Origin of the sequence: Rhodoferax sp. (genome assembly GCF_030653815.1) — a bacterium.
Classification (GTDB): Bacteria; Pseudomonadota; Gammaproteobacteria; order Burkholderiales; family Burkholderiaceae_C; genus Rhodoferax.
Genome location: NZ_JAURYQ010000015.1, coordinates 81,524 through 104,010, shown reverse-complemented (window position 1 = coordinate 104,010; position 22,487 = coordinate 81,524). Strand labels below are relative to the sequence as shown.

Below are 22,487 nucleotides of genomic sequence, written 5' to 3'. Positions count from 1 at the left end.
CTTAAAAAACGAAACGGTTATCACATCAGGGTAAATTTTTCAGTGGATTCGTTGTAACGCACCAGGGCGTACCACAACAGCAGTAAACCTGCCGATATCAGCAAGGTGAGTCCCCAGCCCGAAAACATGTCCGGCCAGTAGGCCTGAAAGCCGACGGCGGTGCGCTCGAAGGTTTCCAGGTTGGTTTCATCAATGGAGGTGATCTGGAATTTTTTGAACAATGCGCTGGCGGTAGACCCGGCCCAGGCAAAGAAAAACATGCTGATCCACAGTTTGAAGTGGCCTTCACCCATGCGCCACAACGAGCCGGAGGCGCAGCCGCCCGCAAACACCATGCCAATGCCAAAGATCAGGCCACCCAGCAAGGAGCCGATCCAGAACGTGGCCGGAATCGCCACGTAGGGGTCAATGATCTTCTTTTGAAACAGCAGGGCGGCCAGGGGCAGGCCGATGGCCAGCGCCAGGATGACCGCCTTGGTCATTTCGCCTTCGCCCGTCACAAAGGGCTCGCGAAATGCCCTCGCAAAACACAGGCGCGAGCGGTGCAGGATGAAGCCGATGGCAAACCCGGCCAGCACAATCAGCGCGCGAACCGCCAGCGGCTCGCTGCCCGAATAAAGCCACGCGGCGCTCCAGGCCAGAATGACCAGTGCCACCAAGAGTCCCATCAAGGGATACGCTTGTTTGACCTTGGGTGAAACCTGAACCATCGGCGGTGCCTGAGTGCCCCACTCGATGTTTTCCATGGTCCACAGCAGCAGCTTGAAACCCATGGCCGCGCCAGCCAGCAAACCGAGCCACATGGCCCAGCCCGCCGGTGAGGCATGCAGCACCGGGTTGAAAAAACCACCGGTGGTGCAGCCACCGGCCAGGGCGGCACCCACACCCATCATGCAGCCACCCAGGATGGCCCACAGGTATTCAATCCTGGGGGGTCGACTGGGCGCAAACTGGCGCGACAGCAAGGCTGCGCAGAACGAGCCCAGCACCAGGGTGGTATTCATCAGGGACATGCGGTGCGACCAGAAGCCCTCAAGCTCGGCAGGCACACCCAGCAGCGGCCCCAGGCCGATCAGGTTGTTGACCCAATCGCCCCAGAATTTGACACCGCCAAAGACGCCCCACACCAGGCCGTTCACCATCAGCCCAAGGATGACCAGCACCAGCAGCACGGCCCCCATGTAGGAAGACCATTTTTTGACAAACAGCTTGTCGTAGTCCGACTTGAAGCCTGCCACCCATTTGGCACTGGTCTGGTTGCTCATGGGGCTCTCCTTGCGCCAGAAACTCAGCTGCAGCTGGCCGGTGCGTCGCCGTCCTTGGCACCCTTGATCAGGAAGGCCTTGAGGTCATCGGCGAGTTCCTGGTCTGGTGTGTCGGCAAACTTCTCAGCCGCCTTGTTGCCGGACTTGATGCTGGCACGGTAGGCCTTGCTGTAGTACTGGCTTACCGTGTCCTTGCCCTTGGCGTGTTTGTTGGCCTGCAGGTAAGCGGTCCATTCGGCCTTGGTCTTGGTGCTCGGGTTGATCGACCCGACGGGCGAGGCGATGTGGCAGGTTGTGCAAACGGCGCGGTAGTAAATACGCCCGCGCTTCCAGTCCGCGTCATAGGCTTGCGCTGCAAACGAGGCGCCCATCAGGGCGAGCAGGGCGGCGACAGGTAAGGCTTTACGTAATTTCATGATGACTCCTAAAAAAACAAGAACGAAGATTAATGTTTGGACGATTCGATTTCTTCCCACCCGGTGATCATGGCCTTGATCTGGGACGTGAGCTTGTGCCCGGTGGTGGCCAGGTAGAGGTGCGAAATCAAAAAGGCCAGCATCAGGAAGGCGCCCGCGGTGTGGGCGGTGGCGACCCATTCGAGCTGCAGCCCGCTCAAACCCCAGGCGGCCCAGTCGGCATAGAACAGGTAGAGCCAGCCGGTGATCCACAGCAGCGGACTGAGCAAGGTCAAAATGAGCAGGTAGGTGATGCGCTGCAGCGGGTTGTGCTTCAGCACTGATGTGGGCCTGAACGGATGCGGCTCATCCTTGAAGATGCCCGAAGAGTAGTAATGCATGATCGCCAGAACCTTGTCGGTGGTTGGAATGTACTGGCGCCATTCGCCGGTAGTGACGTGCCAGAAGATGGCAAAAATCCATAAGCCCACCAGGGCCCAGGCAGCTATGGTGTGGTAGCCCACCGCTTGCTCAAAGCCGAACAACTTGTAGGTGCCGTGAATCTCGAAGCCGGAAACCATCAGGAAGATGATCAGGGAGGCTTGTGACCAGTGCCAGAATCGCACAAAACCCTTGAATAAATAAACACGTTCAGTCATTTTGATTCTCCTTAAGCCTTGCGGCGTAAAACGATGCGCATCGCACCATGACCCAGTACGGCAAGCAGGGTCAGCAGCGCCAGGCCCCAGCCCAACTTGTCAGGCAGTGGGTTGGCACCACTGCCAGGCATGTAGATGCCATCAAGCCCGGCCAGGCGACCATTGACGGCGTGGCATTCGACACAGCCCAGGGCGTTTTCCTTGGGCGCCACCATGTGGGTGATGGGCCAGTCCATCTGGGTTTTGACAAAGCCAAACTGGCCTGAATAGGGCACGCCCGACACCTCGACCCCTGCCTTCAGGGCTTTGTCCCATTCCAGGTTTTTCCAGTAGCCGGTGTCGTCGTTGCCTGCCGTATGGGGCGTCAGCAAGGTCAGGTTGACGGTGTCGTAAGGTTGTTTGCCGCCAAAGCGTTTGATGGGCCAGATCATCGACTTGCCATCATCCGGGCTGCCGCCCAGTGTGTTGATGCGGGTCACATCTGAAGTGATGTCGAGCTTGTCGGTCTTCAGGGTGTAGTTGACATCACCGTTGAACCACACATAGATCGGTTTGACGTTTTCGGCCAGCACAAAGTCGCCCTTGCGCGATTCATAAGTGATGTGGCCCTTGGCATCCTTGCGCACGATGTGCTCACCCTTTTCATCGCGCTGGCCTGCGGTGGACCAGTCCCAGTTCATCTTGGTGGCAATGCCGCCGCGGGCGAACTCGGGGATATGGCAGGTCTGGCAGGCCAGTTTGGTGGCATGCTGGTTCAGCCGGACATCTTCCTTGTGGGGCACGGCACCGTGGCAGGAAACGCAGGTGGCTGGGTTGGCATTGTCACTGGCACCGCGCAGGTGAGCGCCTTTGGCATCTTTGGCGGTGGGGGTGTAGCGGCTGCCGGCCACATCATGGCTGGAGGTCTTGTGGCAGGTGCCGCAGGTGAAGTCCAGGCCGGTGGCATCCATGTGCACGTCCAGTTCTTTGTCTGGCGCAGCCAGGGAGCTGTCCATGTCGCCGTGCTTGACGCCGTCACCGCCGCCGCCGTTAAAGTGGCAGCTGCCGCAGGTGTCGCGGCTCGACTTGCCCACCTTCTGGGCAATTTTGGTGAGGTCGATGGCCTTGAGGATCTTGCCGGAACCGGGTGGGAATTCCATGTCCTTGGTGACCACGTTGCCGGCCAGCCCCGACGGTTTTTTGTAGCCGCCTGTGGTGTCATGGCAGACCACGCAGTCGACGTTTTCTTCCGAAGTAAAGTCAAAGCTGGCATCTTTCCAGCCGTAGCCCACGTGGCAGCTGTTGCAGGCTGCCTCGTTGGAGGCAATGGAGATGCAGAAATTGTTGATCACATGTTTTTTGCCCAGCAGCTGGTTGGTGTCCGGGTTTTTGTATTCCCATTTCCAGTGCTTGGTGCGGTGGATCTGGCCTGCCGCCTCGGTATGGCAGCTCAGGCAGGCCTTGGTGAGCTCTGGCCCGGAGGCAAACTCGCGTTGCAGTTCCTTGAATTTGGAGTGGTCGGCCGTGGTGGTGAGCTTGACCGACTTGGGCTCCTCGGCGCTGGCCGAGCCCAGTGCAGCAAAGCCCATCCAGCCGGCTAAAAAGACCGCTAGCGCGACGCGGCTTGATTTGGACATCATCTGCAACCTTTCAGGGGTTAATTTTTAATATTCGGAACTAGTGATGTTCATTTTCATGATCTTGTTCGTTAGGCTCTTTGACCAAGATCAAAAAATAAAGGGAAAACCCTTGGGGCTGATCAGCAGCCGTGCGTGTTACCTTGACTTACCTGCGCTGTGCAGAACCCCGGGTTCCCATTCGCCGGGAAATCCATTAGCATTTCTACATGTCATTCAAAAATATTGGCCATACGGTCGGGGAGCGCTTGAAGCCCGCAAAATGGATTGCACTGCTGATCACCCTGCTCATGCTGGGCGTCACGTTTGGCTATTGGCACAAGGAAAAGCAGGAGTCAGACAAGGCGCGTCAGTATTTTTTTCACGAAGCGGCCGATCAGGTCACGAACAGTATCCAGGGGAGGCTGCAACGTTTCGAACTGGTGCTGCGTGGCTTCAAAGGGCTTTACGAGAGCTCTGATGACTTGACGCCAAGCGACTACCGGCAATACTTCCAGGTGCTGCAGCTGGACCAATCATTGGCCAGCCTGCAGGCGGTTTCGCTCTCCCTGCAGGTGCCGCAAGCCCAAAAGGCGCGCCACCTTGCCGACATGCGCAGCCGTGGCATGCGCGGCTACCGGATCAGTCCCGAGGGTGAGCGCGCGCAGTATGCTCCGATTGTGCTGATCGAGCCCTTCGAGGGCAGCAATGTGAAGGCGCTCGGTTTTGACATTGTCTCGAAGCCTGATTTGCTGGGCGCCCTGGAGCGGGCGCGTGACACGGGTGCAATGGCATTGACCGGGCGCGTCAAATTGGTGCAAGACGGGACAGACGCATTGCCAGCGGTTGTCATGTACCTGCCGCTTTACGCCAGAGCCACGCCGATCGAGACGCAGGATGAGCGCCGAGCGACGCTGCTGGGCTGGGTCGGCGGCCCTTTTCGCCTGGGGGACCTGGTGAGCAGCCTGAAGCTCCAGTTTTCAGACGACATTGGTTTTGACATTTATGACGGTGAGCGCCTGGTACCGGCAGCCCAACTTTTTGTGGGTGAGCAGGCCGGCGCGACAACTGGCGCGGGCCCCCACCTGGGCACCACCCGAACGCTGACGATGGGAGGCAAAAGCTGGACTTTGGTGTTTCGTCCGCTGCCGGCATTTGAAAACCGTTTCAGCGACACACATGGGCACGCGATGATCGCCATCATGGGGGTCGCCTTGAGCCTGTTGCTGGGTTGGCTGTCGTGGCTGCTGGTCACCGGGCGCGAGCGCGCCGAGGCACTGGCCCGCGACATGACACAGGAATTACATCTGGCCCGGGCTGATCTGGAAGCCACGCTGGATGCCATGCCAGACATCCTGTTCGAGGTGGATCTGGCTGGGCGTTATCACAGCTACCGTACCTCGCGTTTGAACCTGTTGGCGGTGCCGCCTGAAGTTTTTCTGAATAAACTGGTCTCAGACGTACTGCCGCCAGAGCCTGCCGCGATCTGTCTGGCGGCCTTGCAGGAGGCCAATGCAACCGGCTTGTCTACCGGACAACAGGTTGCGCTTAAGATTGGTGGCAACTACCGCTGGTTTGAGCTATCGGTGGCGCGCAAACCTGGCGCCGAATTGACTGAGCCCCGTTTCATCGTGATCTCGCGTGACATCACCGAGCGTAAAAAAGCTGAGGAACAGTTTCAGCTCAGCGCGCAGATGTTCACCGCCAGCCGCGACGGCATCATCATTACCGACGCCCGCAACCGTGTGCTCTCGGTCAACCCGGCGTTTACCACCATTACCGGCTTTGTCGAGGCAGAAATTCTTGGTCAGACCCCCGTTTTTCTCAAGTCCGGGCAACAGGACCGTGCTTTTTATACCGCCATGTGGCAAGACCTCCAGGCCGACGGTTATTGGCAGGGCGAGATCTGGAACAAGCGCAAAAACGGGGAAATTTACCCGGAGTGGCTGTCCATCAGTGCCGTGAAAGACGTTTCGGGCAAGCTGACAAGCTACATCGGCATCCTGTCTGACCTGACTGAGCGCAAAGCTGACCAGGCGCGCATTGATTACCTTGACCACTACGACAAGCTGACCCATTTGCCCAATCGCGACCTGTTGCACGACCGGACCGGCCTGGCGCTGGCCACGGCCCGGCGCACCAACGGCCATGTGTCGATGTTGTTTGTCGATATCGACCGCTTCCAGTACATCAACGATTCGCTGGGTCGCCCGGCGGGTGACCAGGTGCTGCGCACGATGGCCGAGCGTCTGGTGAAAAACCTGCAGGCCGATGACACGGTGTGCCGGCACAGCGCGGATGAATATATTCTGCTGCTGCCCAACACCGACGCCCAGGGTGCCGCGCACATCGCCAGCCGCTTGCTGGGCCTGCTCAAGGAGCCCGTGGTGCTGGACAGCGGCCAGGAGCTGCGCCTGACGGCCAGCATCGGGGCCGCCGTGTACCCCGACAACGGCGCCGATTATGAAAAATTGACCCAATGTGCCGGAGCCGCCCTGAAACAGGCCAAACTCACCGGGCGCGACAACTTCAAGTTTTTCACCGAACAGATGCATGGCCAGGTCAATGAAATCCTGCTCATTGAAAACCAGCTCCGCCAGGCTTTGCCTAGGGGTGAGTTGCTGCTGTACTTCCAGCCGCAGGTCGATGCGCTGAGCGGTCGCATCATCGGTGCCGAAGCGCTGATTCGGTGGCAGCACCCCGAGTGGGGCCTGGTTGCCCCCGCGCGGTTTATCCCGATTGCAGAAAACAGTGGCCAGATTCTGGAGATTGGTGACTGGGTCTTGCGCACGGCGGTGCAGCAGGTGGCCAGCTGGCAGCGCGAAGGGTTGCCCGTGGTGCCGGTGGCGGTCAATTTGTCCGCGCTCCAGTTCCTGCAGCCCAGCTTGTGCGAGGCGGTGGGTGCCGCGCTGCAGAGCTGCCAGTTGGCGCCGGGCTTGCTCGAGCTCGAACTGACCGAGCGTATTGCCATGGAGAATTCGAACCTGACGGTTGAGCAGATTGGCAAGTTGCATGCCATGGGCGTCACCTTGTCGATTGACGATTTCGGCACCGGTTATTCGTCCTTGAGTTACCTCAAGCTGTACCAGATCGACAAACTCAAGATCGACCAGTCCTTTGTGCGCGGTCTGGGGTGTGACGCCGATGATGGCGCCATCGTTGCCGCCATCATCCACATGGCCCATGGCCTTGGTTTCAGAACCATCGCCGAGGGCGTGGAAACCCGGGCGCAACTGGACTATTTACGGGCCCAGGGCTGCGACGAAATTCAGGGCTACTTCTTTGGCCGCCCGGTGCCGGCGGATGAATTCGCCAGGCTGTTGCGGCGCGGTGGCGTGCTGGTGGGACGTGAGCCCGACGACCGAAATGACTGAACCCAAAAAGTCAACCATGACAAAAGTCACCCATGCAACGCCTCCAGAATCGGGTGCTCAGGCGGCTGCGGCCCGCTTCGAGAGCGAACAGCGCTTCAGCGCCATCAACGGCTACCCGCGCCAGTCCCCGCTGGGTGTGAGCTTTCTCGATATCACACACCCGGACGACCGGGCGCGCTCGGCTGAAGTTTGTGAACGCCTGCTGAGCCTGGGCGAGGGCTACGGGATTGAAAAACGCAACGTGCGGGCAGACTGTCGCGGCCTCGCCCGACCGACCGCTGGCCCGATCACCTTGAGCGTGGGGGTGACCATCGCCCATGAGGAACAGGCCAACGAGAACGAGGCCGTGCTGGACGCGGACAAGGCGTTGTATTTGGCCAAAGATCGGGGTCGCAATCAGGTTCAATGGGCACCCAAGTCCGTGGTCCGGGCCAGAACGGATGATGCCATTCACGCAAAGCCCGTCCCCGGCACGCGACGTCGTGGCTGATCACACGGCAGCGCAGGCGCCTACAATTCAAGCGTGTGTTGATGATCGTCACTACATAGATCGCCATGAACCTCAAGTTTTTCCCTGAAAGTGTGCCTGTTCGTTCGGGTGCGCTTCTGGTGATGCTGGTCATTTCAGTCCTGATGCTTGGCTGCTCCGCACGTGAACCGATCCGGCTGGGTTTCCTGGGCGGTCTGTCGGGTCGTGTCGCCGATCTGGGCATCGGGGGCCGCGATGGTGCCCTGCTGGCCATCGAGTTGCGCAATGCCTCGGGCGGCATCAACGGGCGTTTGCTTGAGTTGGTCGCCGAGGACGACCAGCAGGATGCAGACAGTGCCAAACAGGCGGTGGCGCGCCTGATCAACAACAAGGTGGTGGCCATCATTGGCCCGATGACCAGCGCCATGGCCGTTGCCACGCTGCCGCAGGTCAATCAGGCCCAGGTGTTGATGGTCAGCCCGACCGTGACCGCCACCGAACTGGCGGGCACGGACGATCATTTTCTGCGCGTGATCGATTCGACCACCAACTATGCGAGCCGCAGCGCCAATTACCATTTTTCGGTCCAGGGCAGTCGTCGCATCACGGTGGCTTTTGACCTGAATAACAAGGCGTATACCGAAAGCTGGTTGAGCGACTACCGCAAGGTATTTGAAGCGGCCGGCGGCACCATCCTGGTGGCCGTGCCCTTCAGTTCCAGCGACGATGCCCACTTTTCAGCGCTGGCGCAGCGCCTGCTTGAGCCCGGGCCGGACGGTGTGCTGATTCTGGCCAACTCGGTTGATACCGCCATACTGGCCCAGCAACTGCGCAAACGCAATGCGGCGGTCCACATCAACGCCTGTGAATGGAGTGCCACCGAGCGCTTGATCGAACTCGGTGGCAAGGCCGTGGAAGGGATCGTGATCGCCCAGTTCATTGATCGCGATAGCCAGCAAGCTTCTTATCTTGCCTTCAGAAAAGCCTATCAGGCGCGTTTCAAGCGCGAGCCCGGTTTTGCTGGTTTGACTGCCTTTGACGCCACCAACGTGGTGCTGGAGGGTCTGGCCGCCCAGACCTCCGGGCAGACGCTCAAGAGCGTGATTCTTGAACGACGGGAATTTGCCGGTGCGCAGTCACGGTTCCGTTTTGATGCGTACGGTGATGCCGCGCGCGACACCTACCTGACCACGGTTCGCAAAGGCGCTTTTGTGCGGCTGTAATCGCTTGCACGCCAGCGCCCATCATACCCGACCCATGGCACGTTCCCTGCGCTTCTGGCTTTCAATGGGCTTTTCAGCTTTTGTGGGCCTGGCCATGGCGCTGCTTGTGACCGCCCTGCTGTGGGTACTGCTGCCGCACCTGAATGCCGAGGTCCAGGCCAGGAACCGGTCCCTGGGTGGCTCCATGGCCAGTCAGGTCGAGAGTTTTCTTGCCGATGCTCAGAGCGCACTTGAAAACCTGGCCACAGACATGGACGGGCAGTCGTCATTGCCAAGCGATCGCATGCAGCTGATGGTCGACACCCTGGCCAACACCGACGAACACCTGGAAGCCCTTTACCTGATCGATGAAGCCAACCAAGTGATGGAAGTGGGGCTGCCACAAGCGCGTCGCGGGCAGCGCGAGGACCTGGTAGGCACTGACTTTTCGGGTCGTGCCTTTGTCCAGTTGGCGCAAAAAGCCAGGCACAGCGTGTGGTCAGATACTTATTTGTCGCAGCGTGGCCGGATTGTGGTGGGGCTGGCCGTGCCTTTGCGCGGTCCGCCCGGCAGCGCCGCGTCGGGCATGCTGGTCGGAGAATTCGGTCTGGAGCAAATATCGGTGCTGTTGCGCCGCATTGGCAAGTCGGGGGATGTGTTGCCGGTCATCGTCGATCGAAATGGCCAGATCGTGGCGCACCCGGATGCCACACGCAGCCTGCGCCAGGAAAACATCGGCTATCTGCCCTTGCTGCAGGGCGAGAACCTGGCGTTGGCGCAAACGGCGCAGTTCCGCATGGACGGGGTCGACTACATCGGAAGCACCACCCCGATTTCGGCTCAGGGCTGGACGGTGCTGGTGGCGCAAACGGTCGACAAGGCTTTTGCCACGGTTCACTCGACCCTGCTGGCGCTGGCGATCGCCAGCGTGCTGGCGCTGTCGCTGGCCCTGATGTCGGCCTTCTGGATGAGCCGACGCATGTCGCGCCAGGTGGCTGAGTTTGGCCGCCACATGCAGGCAATTGCCGAGGGTGATTACCAGGCCGTCATTCCGCGGTCGACCACGCAGGAGATCGAGACGCTGGCCCAAAGCATGCGCCAGATGGCCAACGCGGTGTTGCAGCGCGAGGAAAAATTGCAATTGGCCGCAACCGTTTTTGAATCAACCGCCGAGGGCATCCTGATCACCGACGCGCAGCGCCGCATCATTTCTGTCAACCCGGCCGTGCTCACGATCACCGGCTACCCGGCCGATGAGTTGATCGGACAAAAGCCAACCGTGCTGAGTTCAGCCCGGCACGACGAGGCCTTTTATCGTGCCATGTGGGACAGCATCGATCGCACCGGTTTGTGGCGCGGTGAGATCTGGAACAAGCGCAAGAATGGCGAGATTTTCCCCGAGCTGCTGGCCATCACGTCTGTGCACGACAGCCTGGGAACCATCACCCATTACGTTGGCAGTTTCTTTGACATCAGTGAACGCAAGCGCGCCGAAGAAGAGTTGAGGGATAGCGAGGAACGTTTCCGTACCCTGATCGAATGGTCGCCTGAGCCCATTTTGGTGCTGCGTGGCGAGACGCTGGCCTACGCCAATCCTGCGGCACTGCAGATGATGGGAGCCAAGTCAGACCACGAGCTTGTTGGCAAGCCGATTCTTGACTTGGTGCACCCGGACTTTCATCAAATTGTGCTCGGGCGAATCAAGAAACTGGCAGAGGGCGACAAGGTCACACCGATGCTCGAACAAAAATTTTTAAAACTCGATGGCACACCTTACGACGTGGAAGCGCAAGGCGCTGCCATCATTTACGACGGCAAGCCAGCGATTCAGGTCGCCATTCGTGACATCACGGCACGCAAGGCGGCACAGGAACAGATTCAGACGCTGGCCTTTTCCGATGCGCTGACCAAGCTGCCCAACCGCCGTTTGTTCAAGGACCGGCTTGAGCAGGCCTTGGCCGCAGCCAACCGACATCAGCGCGAAGGGGCACTGCTGTTCATTGATCTGGATGACTTCAAAACCATCAACGACACCCTGGGCCATGACCAGGGCGACGACTTGCTGCGGCAGGTCGCCCAGCGCTTGCTGACCTGCGTGCGTGAGGGTGACACGGTGGCCCGCGTGGGTGGCGATGAGTTTGTGGTTTTGCTCAAGGAGTTGAGTCAGGACCCACACGAGGCAGCGAGCTGGGCCGAAGCGATCGCCAGAAAAATCCTTGCCGCTCTCAATCAAGCCTACCAGCTTGGCCATGCGGTGCAGTACTGCACCGCCAGCATTGGCGTGACGATGTTCGGCCGCGACCAGCGCGAAGGCATTGATGAGCCCTTGCGACGGGCCGACATGGCGATGTACCAGGCCAAGATGGCGGGGCGCAATACCCTGCGCTTTTTTGACCCGCAGATGCAGGCTGTGGTGAGCTCCCGCGCGGCGTTGGAGGCCGGCTTGCACGAGGCACTGGACCAAGACCGATTCCTGTTGCACTACCAGGCGCAGGTCACGCATCAAGGTCAGATCATCGGGGTGGAAGCGCTGGTGCGCTGGAATGATCCGCTGCGTGGCATGGTGCCGCCTGCCGAATTCATCCCGCTGGCCGAACAAACCGGCTTGATCCTGCCGCTCGGCAAATGGGTTCTGGAGAGCGCCTGCAGGCAGTTGGCCCGTTGGGCGACCCGCCCCGCCATGGCACAGCTCACCATGTCGGTGAACGTCAGCGCACGGCAGTTTCACCAGAGTGACTTTGTCGAGCAGGTGCTGGCCGCGCTGGACCAGAGTGGCGCCAATGCAAGTCGGCTCAAGCTCGAACTCACCGAGAGTTTGCTGATCAAGAACGTCGAGGATGTCATTGCCAAAATGACGGCACTCAAGGCCTCCGGCGTGGGCTTCTCGCTTGACGATTTTGGTACCGGCTATTCGTCCCTGTCTTACCTCAAGCGCCTGCCGCTGGACCAGCTCAAGATCGACCAGGGCTTTGTGCGCGACATCCTGAATGATGCCAACGACGCGGCCATTGCCAGAATGGTGATTGCACTGTCCGAAAGCATGGGTTTGAGCGTCATCGCTGAAGGGGTGGAAACTGCAGCGCAGCGTGAGTTACTGCTCAAGCTGGGCTGCAACGCCTTTCAGGGCTATCTGTTTTCCCGGCCGCTTTGCTTGCCGGACTTTGAGGACTTTTTTCAGAGCGGGTCACGCCCATGAAAAAAGCCGGCTTGCGCCGACTTTTACACCTCAAGCGGCTTTGACTTACTTGGCCATGTCCACACCGTAGAAGCTGTGGCGGCCAAACGGGCTCAGCTTGAAGCCAATGACTTCCTTGCGCACCGGTTTGATCTGCACGGCGTGGGCAATGGTGAACCAGGGCGCCTGCTGCTTGAAGATCACCTGGGCTTGCTCATACAGCTTGGCGCGCTCGGCCGGGTTCGACACCACCTTGGCTTTTTGCACCAGATCTTCAAATGGCTGGTAGCAGAACTTGGCTACGTTCGATCCGTTTTGTTTGGCGGAACTGCATCCCAACAGGGTGTTGAGGAAGTTGTCCGGGTCGCCGTTGTCGCCGGTCCAGCCCAGCATGCCCATCTGGTGTTCGCCAGCCTGCATGCGCTTGCGGTACTCGCCCCATTCAAAGCTTTTGATCTCGGCCTTGATGCCGACCTTGGCCAGGTCCGCCTGCATCAATTCGGCAATGCGCTTGGCGTTTGGGTTGTACGGGCGTTGCACCGGCATGGCCCACAAATCGGTGGTGAAACCGTCTTTCAGGCCCGCAGCGGCCAGCAGTTTTTTGGCTTCTTCAGGGTTGAAGGCGTCGTCCTTGATGGACTTGTTGTAAGACCACTGGGTCGGTGGAATCGGGTTGGTGGCAGGCACGCCGGTGCCCAGGTACACCGCATCGACAATGGCTTTTTTGTTGATGGCCATGTTGACCGCCTTGCGCACGCGCACGTCGTCGAACGGCTTCTTCGTGGTGTTGTAGGCCAGGTAGCCGATGTTCAAGCCGGGTTGCTCCATCACCACCACATTGGCATCCTTGCGGATGGCGGGCAGGTCAGCCGGGTTGGGGTAGGGCATGACATGGCACTCGCCCTTTTGCAGCTTGGCCCAGCGCACTGACGCATCGGGCGTGATCGAGAAAATCAGGTCGTCGATCTTGGCCTTGCCGGCCCAATACTGGGGGAAGGCCTTGTAACGGATGATGGCGTCTTTCTGGTACTGCACCAGCATGAACGGGCCGGTGCCCACAGGCTCCTGGTCAATTTTCTCGGGCGTGCCGGCTTTGAGCATGGCAATGGCGTATTCCTTGGACTGGACACCCGCATATTGCATGGCCAGATTCGACAGGAAAGGTGCTTCGGGGGCGTTCAGCACGATCTTCACGGTGTGCTCGTCGACCTTGTCCACCGATTTCAGCAGCTTGGGCATGCCCATGTCGCCAAAGTAGGCGTGGTTGGAACTGGTGACCTTGAAGTAGGGGTCGTTCTCTTTCCACTGGCGCTCGAACATGAACAGGATGTCGTCGGCATTCATGTCGCGCGTGGGCTTGAAGTTTTTGTTCGACTGCCACTTCACACCTTTGCGCAGCTTGAAGACGTATTCCAGGCCATCCTTGGACACGGTCCAGCTTTCAGCCAGGCCGGGCACGACCTTGGTGCCACCGCGTTCGAAGTCGACCAGATTGTCGTAAATCTGCTCACTCACATCAAAAGAGGTACCAGTGGTGTTGATGCTGGGCGCGAAGTTTTCCGGGCTGCCCTCCGAGCAATACACCAGGGTTTTGGCCCCGACCTGGCCCACGGCCAGCAGGGCCAGGGCGCACAGCGCCGTGCGCTTGAGCGCCAATTTGCGGCTTGATTTGAGAACACTCATCTTGCGGACTCCTACAGGTTGATGCTGCGTTGCAGCGGTTTGGGTTCAGGGTATTTCAGGCGGCTGGACAAATTGTTCGGCCAGATGACAGGCTACCTGCCTGTTGGCCAGTGCGCGCAAGGGTGGCCGTTCGTTGTGGCATTGTGCTACAACGTGCGGGCAACGGGTGGAAAAAACGCAGCCACTGGGCGGGTTCAAGGGCGAGGGCAGTTCGCCCGTGAGCACGATGCGTTTTTTGGCCGCGCCGGTGCCGACAATACCGGGCGTGGAGGCCAGCAAGGCCTGCGTGTAGGGGTGTAGCGGCTGTGCAAAGATGGTTTTTTTCTCGCCCTGCTCAACGGCATGACCGAGGTACATCACCAGCACGTCGTGGGCGATGTGGCGCACCACGCCGAGGTCATGCGAGATGAACAGGTAGGCCAGCCCGAGTTCCTGTTGCAGGTCGGCCAGCAGGTTGAGCACCTGGGCCTGAATCGACACGTCGAGCGCCGACACCGGCTCGTCGGCCACGATCAGCGCCGGTTTCAGCATCAGCGCGCGCGCAATCGCGATGCGCTGGCGTTGACCGCCAGAGAACATGTGCGGGTAACGGTCATAGTGCTCGGGGCGCAGGCCCACCAGGGCCAGCATGGCACGGGCCTGCTCAGCGCGAGTTTTTGCATCGAGGTCGGTGTTGATCTCCAGCGGCGACTCGAGAATGGCACCGATTTTTTTGCGTGGATTGAGCGAGCCAAACGGGTTCTGAAACACCAGTTGCACGGTGCGGCGCAGGGCATGGCGCTGCTGCGGGCTGGCCTTGACCACGTCGACGCCGCCCAGCGACAACTCGCCTGCGGTCGGCGTTTCTATCAGCGACACCATGCGCGCCAGGGTGGACTTGCCGCAGCCGGACTCGCCCACCACCGCCAGTGTTTTGCCCGCCTGCACCGTGAACGAGACACCGTTGACCGCTTGCAGGTGGTCGGCCGGGTGCAGGAAACCACGGCTGATCTTGTAGACCTGTTTCAGGTCGCGCGCCACCACCACGGGCGCGGTGGTCGGCAGGGCGCTTGGGGCTAGGGGGCTCATGGAGTCGCTTCCACCGTGGGGGTCGACCAGGCAAGGTCCGACAAGGGCGCCAGCGGGTAGTGGCAGCGCACCCCGCCGTTTTGCCAGTCGCGCAGGGCCGGGCGTTCTGCGCGGCAATGGTTGTTGGCGTAGAGACAACGCGGTGCGAACAGGCAGCCGCCGGGACGGTCATAGAGGCCCGGCACCATGCCGGGAATGGTGGCCAGGCGGCTGGCGCCGTCGCTGCGTTCGGGCATGGCCGCCAGCAGGGCCTCGGTGTACGGGTGCTGCGGCGACTCAAAGATGTCATGCGCGCTGCGCGTTTCCATGATCTGGCCGGCGTACATCACGGCCACGCGCTGCGCCATCTCGCTCACCACACCCATGTTGTGGGTGATCAGCACCAGCGCCATGTTGCGGTCCTTTTGCAGGGTGCGCAGCAGGTCCAGAATTTGCGCCTGGATGGTCACGTCGAGCGCCGTGGTGGGCTCGTCGGCAATCAGCAGCTTGGGGTTGCACGAAATGGCCATGGCAATCATGACGCGCTGGTTCATGCCGCCCGACATCTGGTGCGGGAACACGTTCAGGCGGCTCTCGGCCGCTGGAATGCCGACCTGCTCCAGCAGCTCGATGGATCTTTTGCGCGCCGCCTTGCCGTCCATCCCCATGTGCAGTTTGAGCGTCTCGGCCAGCTGGAAGCCCACCGTGAAGCAGGGGTTCAGGCTGGTGGTCGGGTCCTGAAAAATCATGGCCACGTCTTTGCCGGTGAGCTTGGCGCGCGCACTGCCGGACAACTGCAGCAGGTCATGGCCGTCAAAACGCAACTTGTCTGCCGTGACCACGCCGGGGAACGACACCAAGCCCATCAGCGCCATCATGGTGACGCTTTTGCCGGAGCCTGATTCGCCCACGATGCCCAGCACGTCGCCCGCGCCCACCGACAGCGAGACGCCATCCACCGCGTGCATCACCGCCGTCTTGGTCGGAAACTGGACCGAGAGGTTTTCTATTTCAAGGAGCGCCATAAAACGTATTTATTACCGTTTGAGCTTGGGGTCAAACGCGTCGCGCAGGCCGTCACCCAGCAGGTTGAAGGCCAGCACGGTGATCAAAATGGCCAGGCCGGGAAAGGTCACGACCCACCAGGCGCGCAGCACGAACTCGCGCGCGTCGGCCAGCATGGTGCCCCACTCTGGGGACGGCGGTTGCGCGCCCAGGCCCAGAAAGCCCAAGGCCGCGGCGTCCAGGATGGCCGAAGAAATACCCAGCGAGGCCTGCACGATGAGCGGTGCCGTGCAGTTGGGCAACACCTCGCTGAACATCAGGCGCAGATGGCCGGCGCCGTTCATGCGCGCAGCCGTGACGTAGTCGCGGCTCATTTCGGTGATGACGGCGGCCCGTGTGATGCGCACGTAATGCGGCAGCACCACCACCGCCACGGCCAGCATGGCGTTCATCAGCCCCGGACCCAGGATGGCCACGATCACAATCGCCAGCAGCAGGCTGGGCAGCGTCAAAATGATGTCCATCAGGCGCATCACCGCGACCTCGTAGATGCCGCGGAAATAACCCGCGGTGAGACCCAGCACCGTGCCAATTACCACCGACAGTGCCACCACCGCCAGGCCAATGGCCAGCGACAGGCGGGCGCCATGAATCAGCCGCGACAAGATGTCACGGCCAATGGCGTCGGTGCCCAGCCAGTGCAAGCTGGAACCACCCTCTTGCCAGGCCGGCGGCGTCAGGAAGACACTGGGGTCGGTTTCATTGGGTGCGTAGGGCGCAATCCAGGGTGCGAAGGCCGCCATCAGCAGCACGCCCAGCACAATGACCAGGCCGGCCACGGCGCCTTTGTTGGTTGAAAAATAATCCCAGAATTCGCGCAGGCGGTGCGGCGGCGCCGTGGGGGTAGGTGTGTCGGCAAGCGTGCTCATGGTGGGTATTTAATGCCGGATGCGCGGGTTGATGATGCCGTAGGTCACGTCCACCATCAGGTTGACAACCATGACCATGCCGCCCAGCAGCAGCATGCCGCCTTGCAGCACAGGGTAGTCACGCCGGCCGATGGCCTCGATCATCCATTTGCCGACACCGGGCCAGGAAAAAATGGTCTCAGTGAGGATGGCGCCGGTGAACAGCACGCCGACTTGCAGGCCGATGACGGTGATCACCGGGATCAGTGCGTTGCGCAGCGCGTGCAGGGTGACCACCCGGAAGTTCGACAGGCCTTTGGCGCGGGCCGTGCGAATGTAGTCCTCGCCCAGCACCTCCAGCATGGCCGAGCGCGTCATGCGGGCAATCACCGCCAGCGGGTTGGTGCCCAGCACAATGGTCGGCAGGATCAGGTGTGTGGCGGCCGACCAGAATGCGTCCATGTCGCCGGCCAGCCAGGTGTCGATCAGCAGGAAGCCGGTGACTGGTTCAATGTAGTACATCACCGAAATGCGCCCGGACACCGGCGTCAGGTCGAGCTGCACTGAAAACAGCAAAATCAGCAGCAGCCCCCACCAGAAGATCGGCATCGAGTAACCGGTGAGCGACACGCCCATGACACCATGGTCCAGGATGGTGTTGCGCTTGACTGCCGCCAGAATGCCAGCCGGAATGCCGATGATCAGCGCGAACAGAATGGCGCACAGGGCCAGTTCGATGGTGGCCGGAAACAGCGCCAGGAACTCGTTGAGCACGGGCTCGTGGGTAATGATGGACTTGCCCAGGTCGCCCTGCAGCACGCGGCCAATGTAGATGCCGTATTGCACCAGCACCGGGCGGTCCAGGCCATAGGCCTTGAGCAGCTCGGCATGGCGCACCGGGTCAATACCGCGCTCGCCGGCCAGCGTCTCGATGGGGTCACCCGGCACCATGCGGATCAGGAAGAACGCGACCAGCGTCATGCCGATGAAGGTGGGAATGATCAGGCTGAAACGGGTCAGGAGAAAACGAAGCATCGGTGAGCAACTTTTGGTGTTGGTAAGAATGATGCCACAACAAAAAGGCCGACTTGCGTCGGCCTTTAGAAAACGGATGTTAAATGCTTATTTCAGGTGCTTGCCAATCAGGCCAGCCATTTCGAACATGGTGACCTGTGCCTTGCCAAACACTTCTTTCAGTTTGGCGTCGGCGTTGATCAGGCGTTTGTTGATGGCGTCCTGCAGCTTGTTGTGCTTGATGTAAACCCACAGTTGCTTGACCACCTCGGTGCGTGGCAGCGGCTTGCCGCCGACGATGGCAGCCAGTGCGGCGCTGGGTGTCATGGCTTTCATGAAAGCGGCATTGACGGTGCGTTTGGCAGCGGGGGCCTTCTTGGCAGCGACCTTCTTGGCGGGAGCAGCTTTTTTGGCTGGCGCGGCTTTCTTGGCGGGGGCGGCTGCTTTTTTGGCAGGAGCTGCTGCCTTCTTGGCGGGAGCAGCAGCCTTTGCGGCTACTTTTTTAGCGGGCGCCGCTGCTTTAGCCGGAGCTGCTTTTTTAGCCGGAGCGGCTTTGGTGACTGGAGCAGCTTTTTTAGCCGTTGCTTTCTTTGCAGTTGCCATGAGAAGGTCCTTTTCGTAGTTGATCAAATACCAGCAAAAGAAAGATCGGCTGGTTGGAGTCGAATCCTACTGGAGAAAGCTGCGCTTTCATAGGGGGAAGACGCTAATTCTGCTGGGAAAAAGTCATTTATGTTGCGTTTTTTGCCGATTTACAATTTCCAAAACCGATCAACCCAGCCAGGATCATTTTGATGAACCCTTCTTTTGCCACCTGTGATTTGTGGGATGCCCATAAAAATGCCGCGCCCGAGGTGTTCAGGGTGTTGCCGCCCGTGTTGCGGGACTTTGGTGCGCGCCGTGTTTTTTGCGGTCCGGTGGTCACGGTGAAATGCTATGAGGACAACTCGCTGGTCAAGGCCGCCGTGGAGTCGGCCGGTTTTGAGGAAACCCCTGACGGGCGCATCGGCAAGGTGCTGGTGGTCGATGGCGCGGGCTCGCTGCGCCGCGCCTTGTTGGGCGGCAACCTGGGCGCGGCCGCTGCCCGAAACGGCTGGGCCGGGGTGGTGATCGACGGCTGCGTGCGTGACGTGGCGGAGCTGGCCGTGCTGGACGTGGGCATTCGCGCGCTGGCCAGCATTCCGATGGCGACTGAAAGGAAAAATCAGGGCTTGCAGGATCTGGCCGTGCAGATTCAGGGCGTCTGGGTGCACCCGGGTGACTGGCTGTATGCCGATGCCGATGGCATCGTGATCAGCGCGACCCGTCTGCTGTAACGCGCCCCGGCAGGGTGGCCAGCAGCACGCCGGCCAGGCACAGGGCAAACGCAAACAGTTGCAGTCCACTCAGGCTTTCACCCAAAAAGAGCACGCCCACCAGCGCCGCGGAAATGGGCAGCATGACGGTGAACACGCCGGCGCGCGCTGCCGCGATGGTCTTGAGCCCGGTCATCCATAGCCACACGGTCCAGACGCTGGCAGCCAGCGCATAAAACAGCAGCAGCAGCCACATGGGCGCGGGCACACCTGAAAAGTCAAAACCCCAGGCGGCATACACGCCAAAGGGCGTCATCAGGGCAAAGCCCCACAGGTTGATCAGAGCCGTAATGCGTTTGGGCGACAGCGAGCCGGTCAGTTTCTTGCCAATGACCGCATAGGCCGCTTCACACAGCACGGCGGCAAAGACCAGCAGGTTGCCCCACAGCGCGTTCTGTCCCGCAGGCGCTGTTTGATCAGATTTCGCCATTGAAAACAAGCCGATGCCGATCACGGCCAGCGCAATCGCAGCCCACACGCGCGCGCCGATGCGCTCACGCAGGAACAGCCAGCTCAGCAAGGCCACGGCAGTCGGTATGGTGGCCATGATGATGCCGGCCGACACCGCCGTGGTCAGACTGACGCCAAATAGCATGCAGATGGTGAAGAGAAAATTCCCCAGGAACGACTCCAGAAACAACAGGCCCTTGGTGCTGCGGCTCATGGGTGCTTCGCTGGCCGGTTTGGCCAGCCAGTGCGGCATGGCCAGCACGCCAATGCCAAAGCGCAGCCAGGCCAGCAACAGCACGGGGATCGCGGCCACCAGGGGTTTGCTCAGGGCGACATAACTGCCGACCAGCGACATGCTGGTGGCCAGTAACAGGTAGGCCAGCCAGCGCGGTGCAGCGGGGGCCGAATCTTGAAGGGGTGGTGTCACGTCGGGTCGGAAAAAATTTGCGTCATACCGTATGGCTTGACGCCTGCGCTGGGTGGTTCAGTGGATTGACCGATGGTAGGTGAATTGGCACCATGGAAAGCCCTGAACTCCGGATAATTTGCAGTGCCGATGCCAGACGGTTCGGTCAGCCTGCGCTCACTTCAAGGATGTGTTCATGTCAATCGGTGAATTTTCCTACGCCAACAACAGCAACCGTTTTCTGGCCGCGCCCGAGTTGGCGCAACAGCCCTTTGCCGTGGTCGGTGTGCCCTTCGATGGGGCGGTGACGAATCGGCCCGGCGCGCGCTTTGGCCCGCAGGCCATTCGCAGTGCCAGCCTGATGCTGTGCGACGGCATCCACCCGCATTTCGAGGTCACGCCCTTGGGGCACCTGGGCGACGGCCATGACATGCGCCTGCCCAACGCCTCGCCGCTGGCCGAGGTGCGCGCGCGCATCCAGGCCCAGGCCAGTGCACTCATGGCGCGGCACCACTGCGTTTTTTTGGGCGGCGACCATTCCATCACCTTGCCGCTGCTGCGCGCCGCCCATCAACAACACGGCCCGCTGGCACTGGTCCATTTTGATGCCCACTGCGACACCTGGAGCGACCACTTTGGCGAGCCCTCGGGTCACGGCACCTGGACCTATGAGGCGCTGCAGGAAGGACTGGTGAGCCCGCAGCACACGGTTCAAATTGGCCTGCGCTCCAGCGGCGAACGCGCCGCGCGCGAGTATGTGCAAGACCAGGGTGGCCTGATCTTTACCGCGCGCCAGTTGCGCGGCCTCGACGGCGCGGCGCTGCAACCGGTGATCGCGCAAATCCTGGCGCGCCTGGGGGAGCGCCCGTGTTACCTGACGTTCGACATCGACTGTCTCGACCCCGCCTTTGCCCCCGGCACCGGCACCCCCGAGCCCGGTGGCCTGAGCAGCGCGCAGGTGCTCAGCCTGCTGGAAGAGTTGGCACCGCTGAACCTGGTGGGCATGGACTGCGTCGAGGTGGCGCCCGCCTATGACCATGCCGAACTCACCAGCAACGCCGCCGCCACCTTCGTCTGGACCTACCTGTGCGGCCAGATCGCCAAACTTGTCTGAAAGTTTTGATGCATGCTGCTCGACTCCGACACCCAGCTTAACCAGCACAGCTACTACGAAGCCAGCGTGCAGCGCGACGCCGTGGCGCCACCTGTGCAAGGCCACATCACGGCCGACGTGCTGGTGGTCGGCGCCGGTTATGCCGGCCTGTCGGCGGCCATCGAGCTGGCGCAGCGTGGCCACCAGGTGGTGGTGTTGGAGGCCGACCGGATTTGTGCCGGGGCCTCCGGGCGCAACGGCGGTCAGGCCCTCGCGGGCTATGCCAGTGGCCAGGCGCCCTTTGAGGCGCAACTCGGCAAGGCGCAGGCGCGTCTGGCTTGGGACCTCTCGCTGGGCTCGCTCGACCTGATCGACCAGCGCATTGCCGACTTCCAGATCGACTGCGACCGCCAGCACGGCTACCTGCACGTGGCCGACTCGGCGCACAAGGCGCGCTCCCTGGCCGCCGACATGCAGGCCATGGCGCAATACGGCCTGGTGACCGACTTTGCCATGGGGGCCGAGGTGCAGCGCCATATTGCCAGCCCGCTTTACCAGGCCAGCGCCTATGAGCGCAAATCGGGCCACCTGCATCCGCTCAAATTCGGCCTGGGGCTGGCGCGCGCCGCCCGCAGCCTGGGCGTGCAGATTTACGAGTATTCGGCAGTCACGGCTCTTCAACGCGGCAAGCAGCTCACCGCCAGCACGTCCCAGGGTTCGGTCAGCGCGCCCTTCGGTGTGCTGGCGGGCAACTGCATGCTGGCCGAATACGGCCCCAAGGTGGCCCCCGACATCGCGCCGCGCATCATGCCGGTGGGCACCTACATGATCGGCACCGCGCCGCTTGACCCCGAACTGTGCCAACGCCTGATTCCGAGCAACGCAGCGGTCTGCGACAACAATTTTGTGCTGGACTACTTTCGCTTCAGCGCCGACCACCGCATGCTGTTCGGCGGGCGCGTCAGCTACACCACCCGCACCCCGGCGAACCTGCAAGCGCTGATGGCAGCGCGCATGGCCAAGGTGTTTCCGGAGCTGCGCAACACGCCGGTCGAATTTTTATGGGGCGGCTTTGTCGACATCAGCATGAACCGCGCGCCCGATTTCGGCCGCCTGGGCGACAACCTGTATTACCTGCAGGGTTTCAGCGGCCATGGCGTGGCGCTCACCGGCCTGGCCGGGCAACTGGTGGCGCAGGCAGTGGCGGGCCAGGCTGGTCAGTTCGACCTGTTTGCCAAATTGCAGCACCGCCGTTTTCCGGGCGGGCCGCTGCTGCGCATGCCCAGCCTGGTGCTGGGCACGCTGTACCACCGGCTGCGGGATGTGCTGTGAGCAGGAAATGATGGTCAGAAATAACCGCACCCGGTTATTGGGCTGCTTGCCTTTCGTGTA

The 22,487-nt window shown here is 61.0% G+C and carries 18 protein-coding genes; 7 read left to right on the top strand and 11 right to left on the bottom strand.

Going from position 1 to position 22,487, the window contains the following annotated elements; genetic code table 11:
- Nucleotides 1-20: 20 nt before the first annotated feature.
- Genes Q7U49_RS05360 through Q7U49_RS05345 form a run of 4 tightly spaced genes read right to left on the bottom strand, consistent with a single transcriptional unit; the run spans nt 21 to nt 3,935 of the window.
- Nucleotides 21-1,265, bottom strand: coding sequence for a YeeE/YedE thiosulfate transporter family protein (locus Q7U49_RS05360; RefSeq protein ID WP_304762867.1), 1,245 nt, complete (start codon nt 1,263-1,265; stop codon nt 21-23).
- A 23-nt stretch (nt 1,266-1,288) separates the two neighbouring features.
- Nucleotides 1,289-1,681: a c-type cytochrome gene (locus Q7U49_RS05355; RefSeq protein WP_304762865.1), complete on the bottom strand. Its 393-nt coding sequence runs from the start codon at nt 1,679-1,681 to the stop codon at nt 1,289-1,291.
- Nucleotides 1,682-1,710: 29 nt separating this feature from the next.
- A complete protein-coding gene (locus Q7U49_RS05350) occupies nt 1,711-2,319 on the bottom strand; it encodes a cytochrome b/b6 domain-containing protein (protein WP_304762863.1) in 609 nt (202 codons plus the stop codon).
- An 11-nt stretch (nt 2,320-2,330) separates the two neighbouring features.
- Nucleotides 2,331-3,935 carry a tetrathionate reductase family octaheme c-type cytochrome gene (locus Q7U49_RS05345; RefSeq protein WP_304762861.1) on the bottom strand — a complete coding sequence of 535 codons (1,605 nt, stop codon included), beginning with the start codon at nt 3,933-3,935 and terminating at the stop codon, nt 2,331-2,333.
- A gap of 209 nt (nt 3,936-4,144) precedes the next feature.
- Here Q7U49_RS05345 and Q7U49_RS05340 point away from each other — a divergent pair, with 209 nt between their 5' ends.
- The 4 genes from Q7U49_RS05340 to Q7U49_RS05325 all read left to right on the top strand — a co-directional run bounded on the left by Q7U49_RS05340 (nt 4,145) and on the right by Q7U49_RS05325 (nt 12,155).
- Nucleotides 4,145-7,288, top strand: a complete 3,144-nt coding sequence (locus Q7U49_RS05340) for an EAL domain-containing protein (RefSeq protein WP_304762859.1) — start codon at nt 4,145-4,147, stop codon at nt 7,286-7,288.
- A gap of 16 nt (nt 7,289-7,304) precedes the next feature.
- Nucleotides 7,305-7,778, top strand: coding sequence for a PAS domain-containing protein (locus Q7U49_RS05335; protein WP_304762857.1), 474 nt, complete (start codon nt 7,305-7,307; stop codon nt 7,776-7,778).
- 65 nt (nt 7,779-7,843) lie between these two features.
- A complete protein-coding gene (locus Q7U49_RS05330; protein ID WP_304762854.1) occupies nt 7,844-8,980 on the top strand; it encodes an ABC transporter substrate-binding protein in 1,137 nt (378 codons plus the stop codon).
- Nucleotides 8,981-9,014: 34 nt separating this feature from the next.
- Nucleotides 9,015-12,155: an EAL domain-containing protein gene (locus Q7U49_RS05325; protein WP_304762851.1), complete on the top strand. Its 3,141-nt coding sequence runs from the start codon at nt 9,015-9,017 to the stop codon at nt 12,153-12,155.
- Between the two features lie 45 nt (nt 12,156-12,200).
- Here Q7U49_RS05325 and Q7U49_RS05320 read toward each other — a convergent pair whose 3' ends face one another.
- The 6 genes from Q7U49_RS05320 to Q7U49_RS05295 form a co-directional block, all read right to left on the bottom strand.
- Entirely contained in the window at nt 12,201-13,817 is a 1,617-nt protein-coding gene (locus Q7U49_RS05320) for an ABC transporter substrate-binding protein (RefSeq protein ID WP_304762850.1), read from the bottom strand.
- A gap of 45 nt (nt 13,818-13,862) precedes the next feature.
- Entirely contained in the window at nt 13,863-14,885 is a 1,023-nt protein-coding gene (locus Q7U49_RS05315) for a peptide ABC transporter ATP-binding protein (protein ID WP_304762848.1), read from the bottom strand.
- Entirely contained in the window at nt 14,882-15,889 is a 1,008-nt protein-coding gene (locus Q7U49_RS05310) for an ABC transporter ATP-binding protein (protein ID WP_304762846.1), read from the bottom strand. The genes Q7U49_RS05315 and Q7U49_RS05310 overlap by 4 nt, the downstream gene beginning before the upstream one ends.
- 12 nt (nt 15,890-15,901) lie before the next feature.
- Nucleotides 15,902-16,798 carry an ABC transporter permease subunit gene (locus Q7U49_RS05305; RefSeq protein ID WP_304762844.1) on the bottom strand — a complete coding sequence of 299 codons (897 nt, stop codon included), beginning with the start codon at nt 16,796-16,798 and terminating at the stop codon, nt 15,902-15,904.
- A 9-nt stretch (nt 16,799-16,807) separates the two neighbouring features.
- A complete protein-coding gene (locus Q7U49_RS05300) occupies nt 16,808-17,812 on the bottom strand; it encodes an ABC transporter permease subunit (protein WP_304762842.1) in 1,005 nt (334 codons plus the stop codon).
- Nucleotides 17,813-17,899: 87 nt separating this feature from the next.
- On the bottom strand, nt 17,900-18,394 hold the full coding sequence (locus Q7U49_RS05295; RefSeq protein ID WP_304762840.1) for an SWIB/MDM2 domain-containing protein: 495 nt from the start codon (nt 18,392-18,394) through the stop codon (nt 17,900-17,902).
- 191 nt (nt 18,395-18,585) lie between these two features.
- On the opposite strand from Q7U49_RS05295, the gene rraA reads away from it, so the two are divergent.
- A complete protein-coding gene (rraA, locus tag Q7U49_RS05290; protein WP_304762839.1) occupies nt 18,586-19,107 on the top strand; it encodes a ribonuclease E activity regulator RraA in 522 nt (173 codons plus the stop codon).
- On the opposite strand, the gene Q7U49_RS05285 is transcribed toward rraA, so the two are convergent.
- Nucleotides 19,085-19,951, bottom strand: coding sequence for a DMT family transporter (locus tag Q7U49_RS05285; protein WP_370653967.1), 867 nt, complete (start codon nt 19,949-19,951; stop codon nt 19,085-19,087). The two genes, rraA and Q7U49_RS05285, sit on opposite strands and share 23 nt — an antisense overlap.
- A gap of 247 nt (nt 19,952-20,198) precedes the next feature.
- Between Q7U49_RS05285 and speB the strand changes: the two genes are divergently transcribed.
- Nucleotides 20,199-21,116, top strand: coding sequence for an agmatinase (gene speB / locus Q7U49_RS05280; RefSeq protein WP_304762837.1), 918 nt, complete (start codon nt 20,199-20,201; stop codon nt 21,114-21,116).
- 12 nt (nt 21,117-21,128) lie between these two features.
- A complete protein-coding gene (locus Q7U49_RS05275) occupies nt 21,129-22,427 on the top strand; it encodes an FAD-binding oxidoreductase (protein WP_304762835.1) in 1,299 nt (432 codons plus the stop codon).
- Nucleotides 22,428-22,487: the final 60 nt, after the last annotated feature.

Bases quoted from the DNA above. Each gene is read 5' to 3' on its own strand.
- Q7U49_RS05360 (WP_304762867.1), bottom strand. From the start codon at position 1,265: ATGAGCAACCAGACCAGTGCCAAATGGGTGGCAGGCTTCAAGTCGGAC.
- Q7U49_RS05355 (WP_304762865.1), bottom strand. From the start codon at position 1,681: ATGAAATTACGTAAAGCCTTACCTGTCGCCGCCCTGCTCGCCCTGATG.
- Q7U49_RS05350 (WP_304762863.1), bottom strand. From the start codon at position 2,319: ATGACTGAACGTGTTTATTTATTCAAGGGTTTTGTGCGATTCTGGCAC.
- Q7U49_RS05345 (WP_304762861.1), bottom strand. From the start codon at position 3,935: ATGTCCAAATCAAGCCGCGTCGCGCTAGCGGTCTTTTTAGCCGGCTGG.
- Q7U49_RS05340 (WP_304762859.1), top strand. From the start codon at position 4,145: ATGTCATTCAAAAATATTGGCCATACGGTCGGGGAGCGCTTGAAGCCC.
- Q7U49_RS05335 (WP_304762857.1), top strand. From the start codon at position 7,305: ATGACAAAAGTCACCCATGCAACGCCTCCAGAATCGGGTGCTCAGGCG.
- Q7U49_RS05330 (WP_304762854.1), top strand. From the start codon at position 7,844: ATGAACCTCAAGTTTTTCCCTGAAAGTGTGCCTGTTCGTTCGGGTGCG.
- Q7U49_RS05325 (WP_304762851.1), top strand. From the start codon at position 9,015: ATGGCACGTTCCCTGCGCTTCTGGCTTTCAATGGGCTTTTCAGCTTTT.
- Q7U49_RS05320 (WP_304762850.1), bottom strand. From the start codon at position 13,817: ATGAGTGTTCTCAAATCAAGCCGCAAATTGGCGCTCAAGCGCACGGCG.
- Q7U49_RS05315 (WP_304762848.1), bottom strand. From the start codon at position 14,885: ATGAGCCCCCTAGCCCCAAGCGCCCTGCCGACCACCGCGCCCGTGGTG.
- Q7U49_RS05310 (WP_304762846.1), bottom strand. From the start codon at position 15,889: ATGGCGCTCCTTGAAATAGAAAACCTCTCGGTCCAGTTTCCGACCAAG.
- Q7U49_RS05305 (WP_304762844.1), bottom strand. From the start codon at position 16,798: ATGAGCACGCTTGCCGACACACCTACCCCCACGGCGCCGCCGCACCGC.
- Q7U49_RS05300 (WP_304762842.1), bottom strand. From the start codon at position 17,812: ATGCTTCGTTTTCTCCTGACCCGTTTCAGCCTGATCATTCCCACCTTC.
- Q7U49_RS05295 (WP_304762840.1), bottom strand. From the start codon at position 18,394: ATGGCAACTGCAAAGAAAGCAACGGCTAAAAAAGCTGCTCCAGTCACC.
- rraA (WP_304762839.1), top strand. From the start codon at position 18,586: ATGAACCCTTCTTTTGCCACCTGTGATTTGTGGGATGCCCATAAAAAT.
- Q7U49_RS05285 (WP_370653967.1), bottom strand. From the start codon at position 19,951: ATGTCGCTGGTCGGCAGTTATGTCGCCCTGAGCAAACCCCTGGTGGCC.
- speB (WP_304762837.1), top strand. From the start codon at position 20,199: ATGTCAATCGGTGAATTTTCCTACGCCAACAACAGCAACCGTTTTCTG.
- Q7U49_RS05275 (WP_304762835.1), top strand. From the start codon at position 21,129: ATGCTGCTCGACTCCGACACCCAGCTTAACCAGCACAGCTACTACGAA.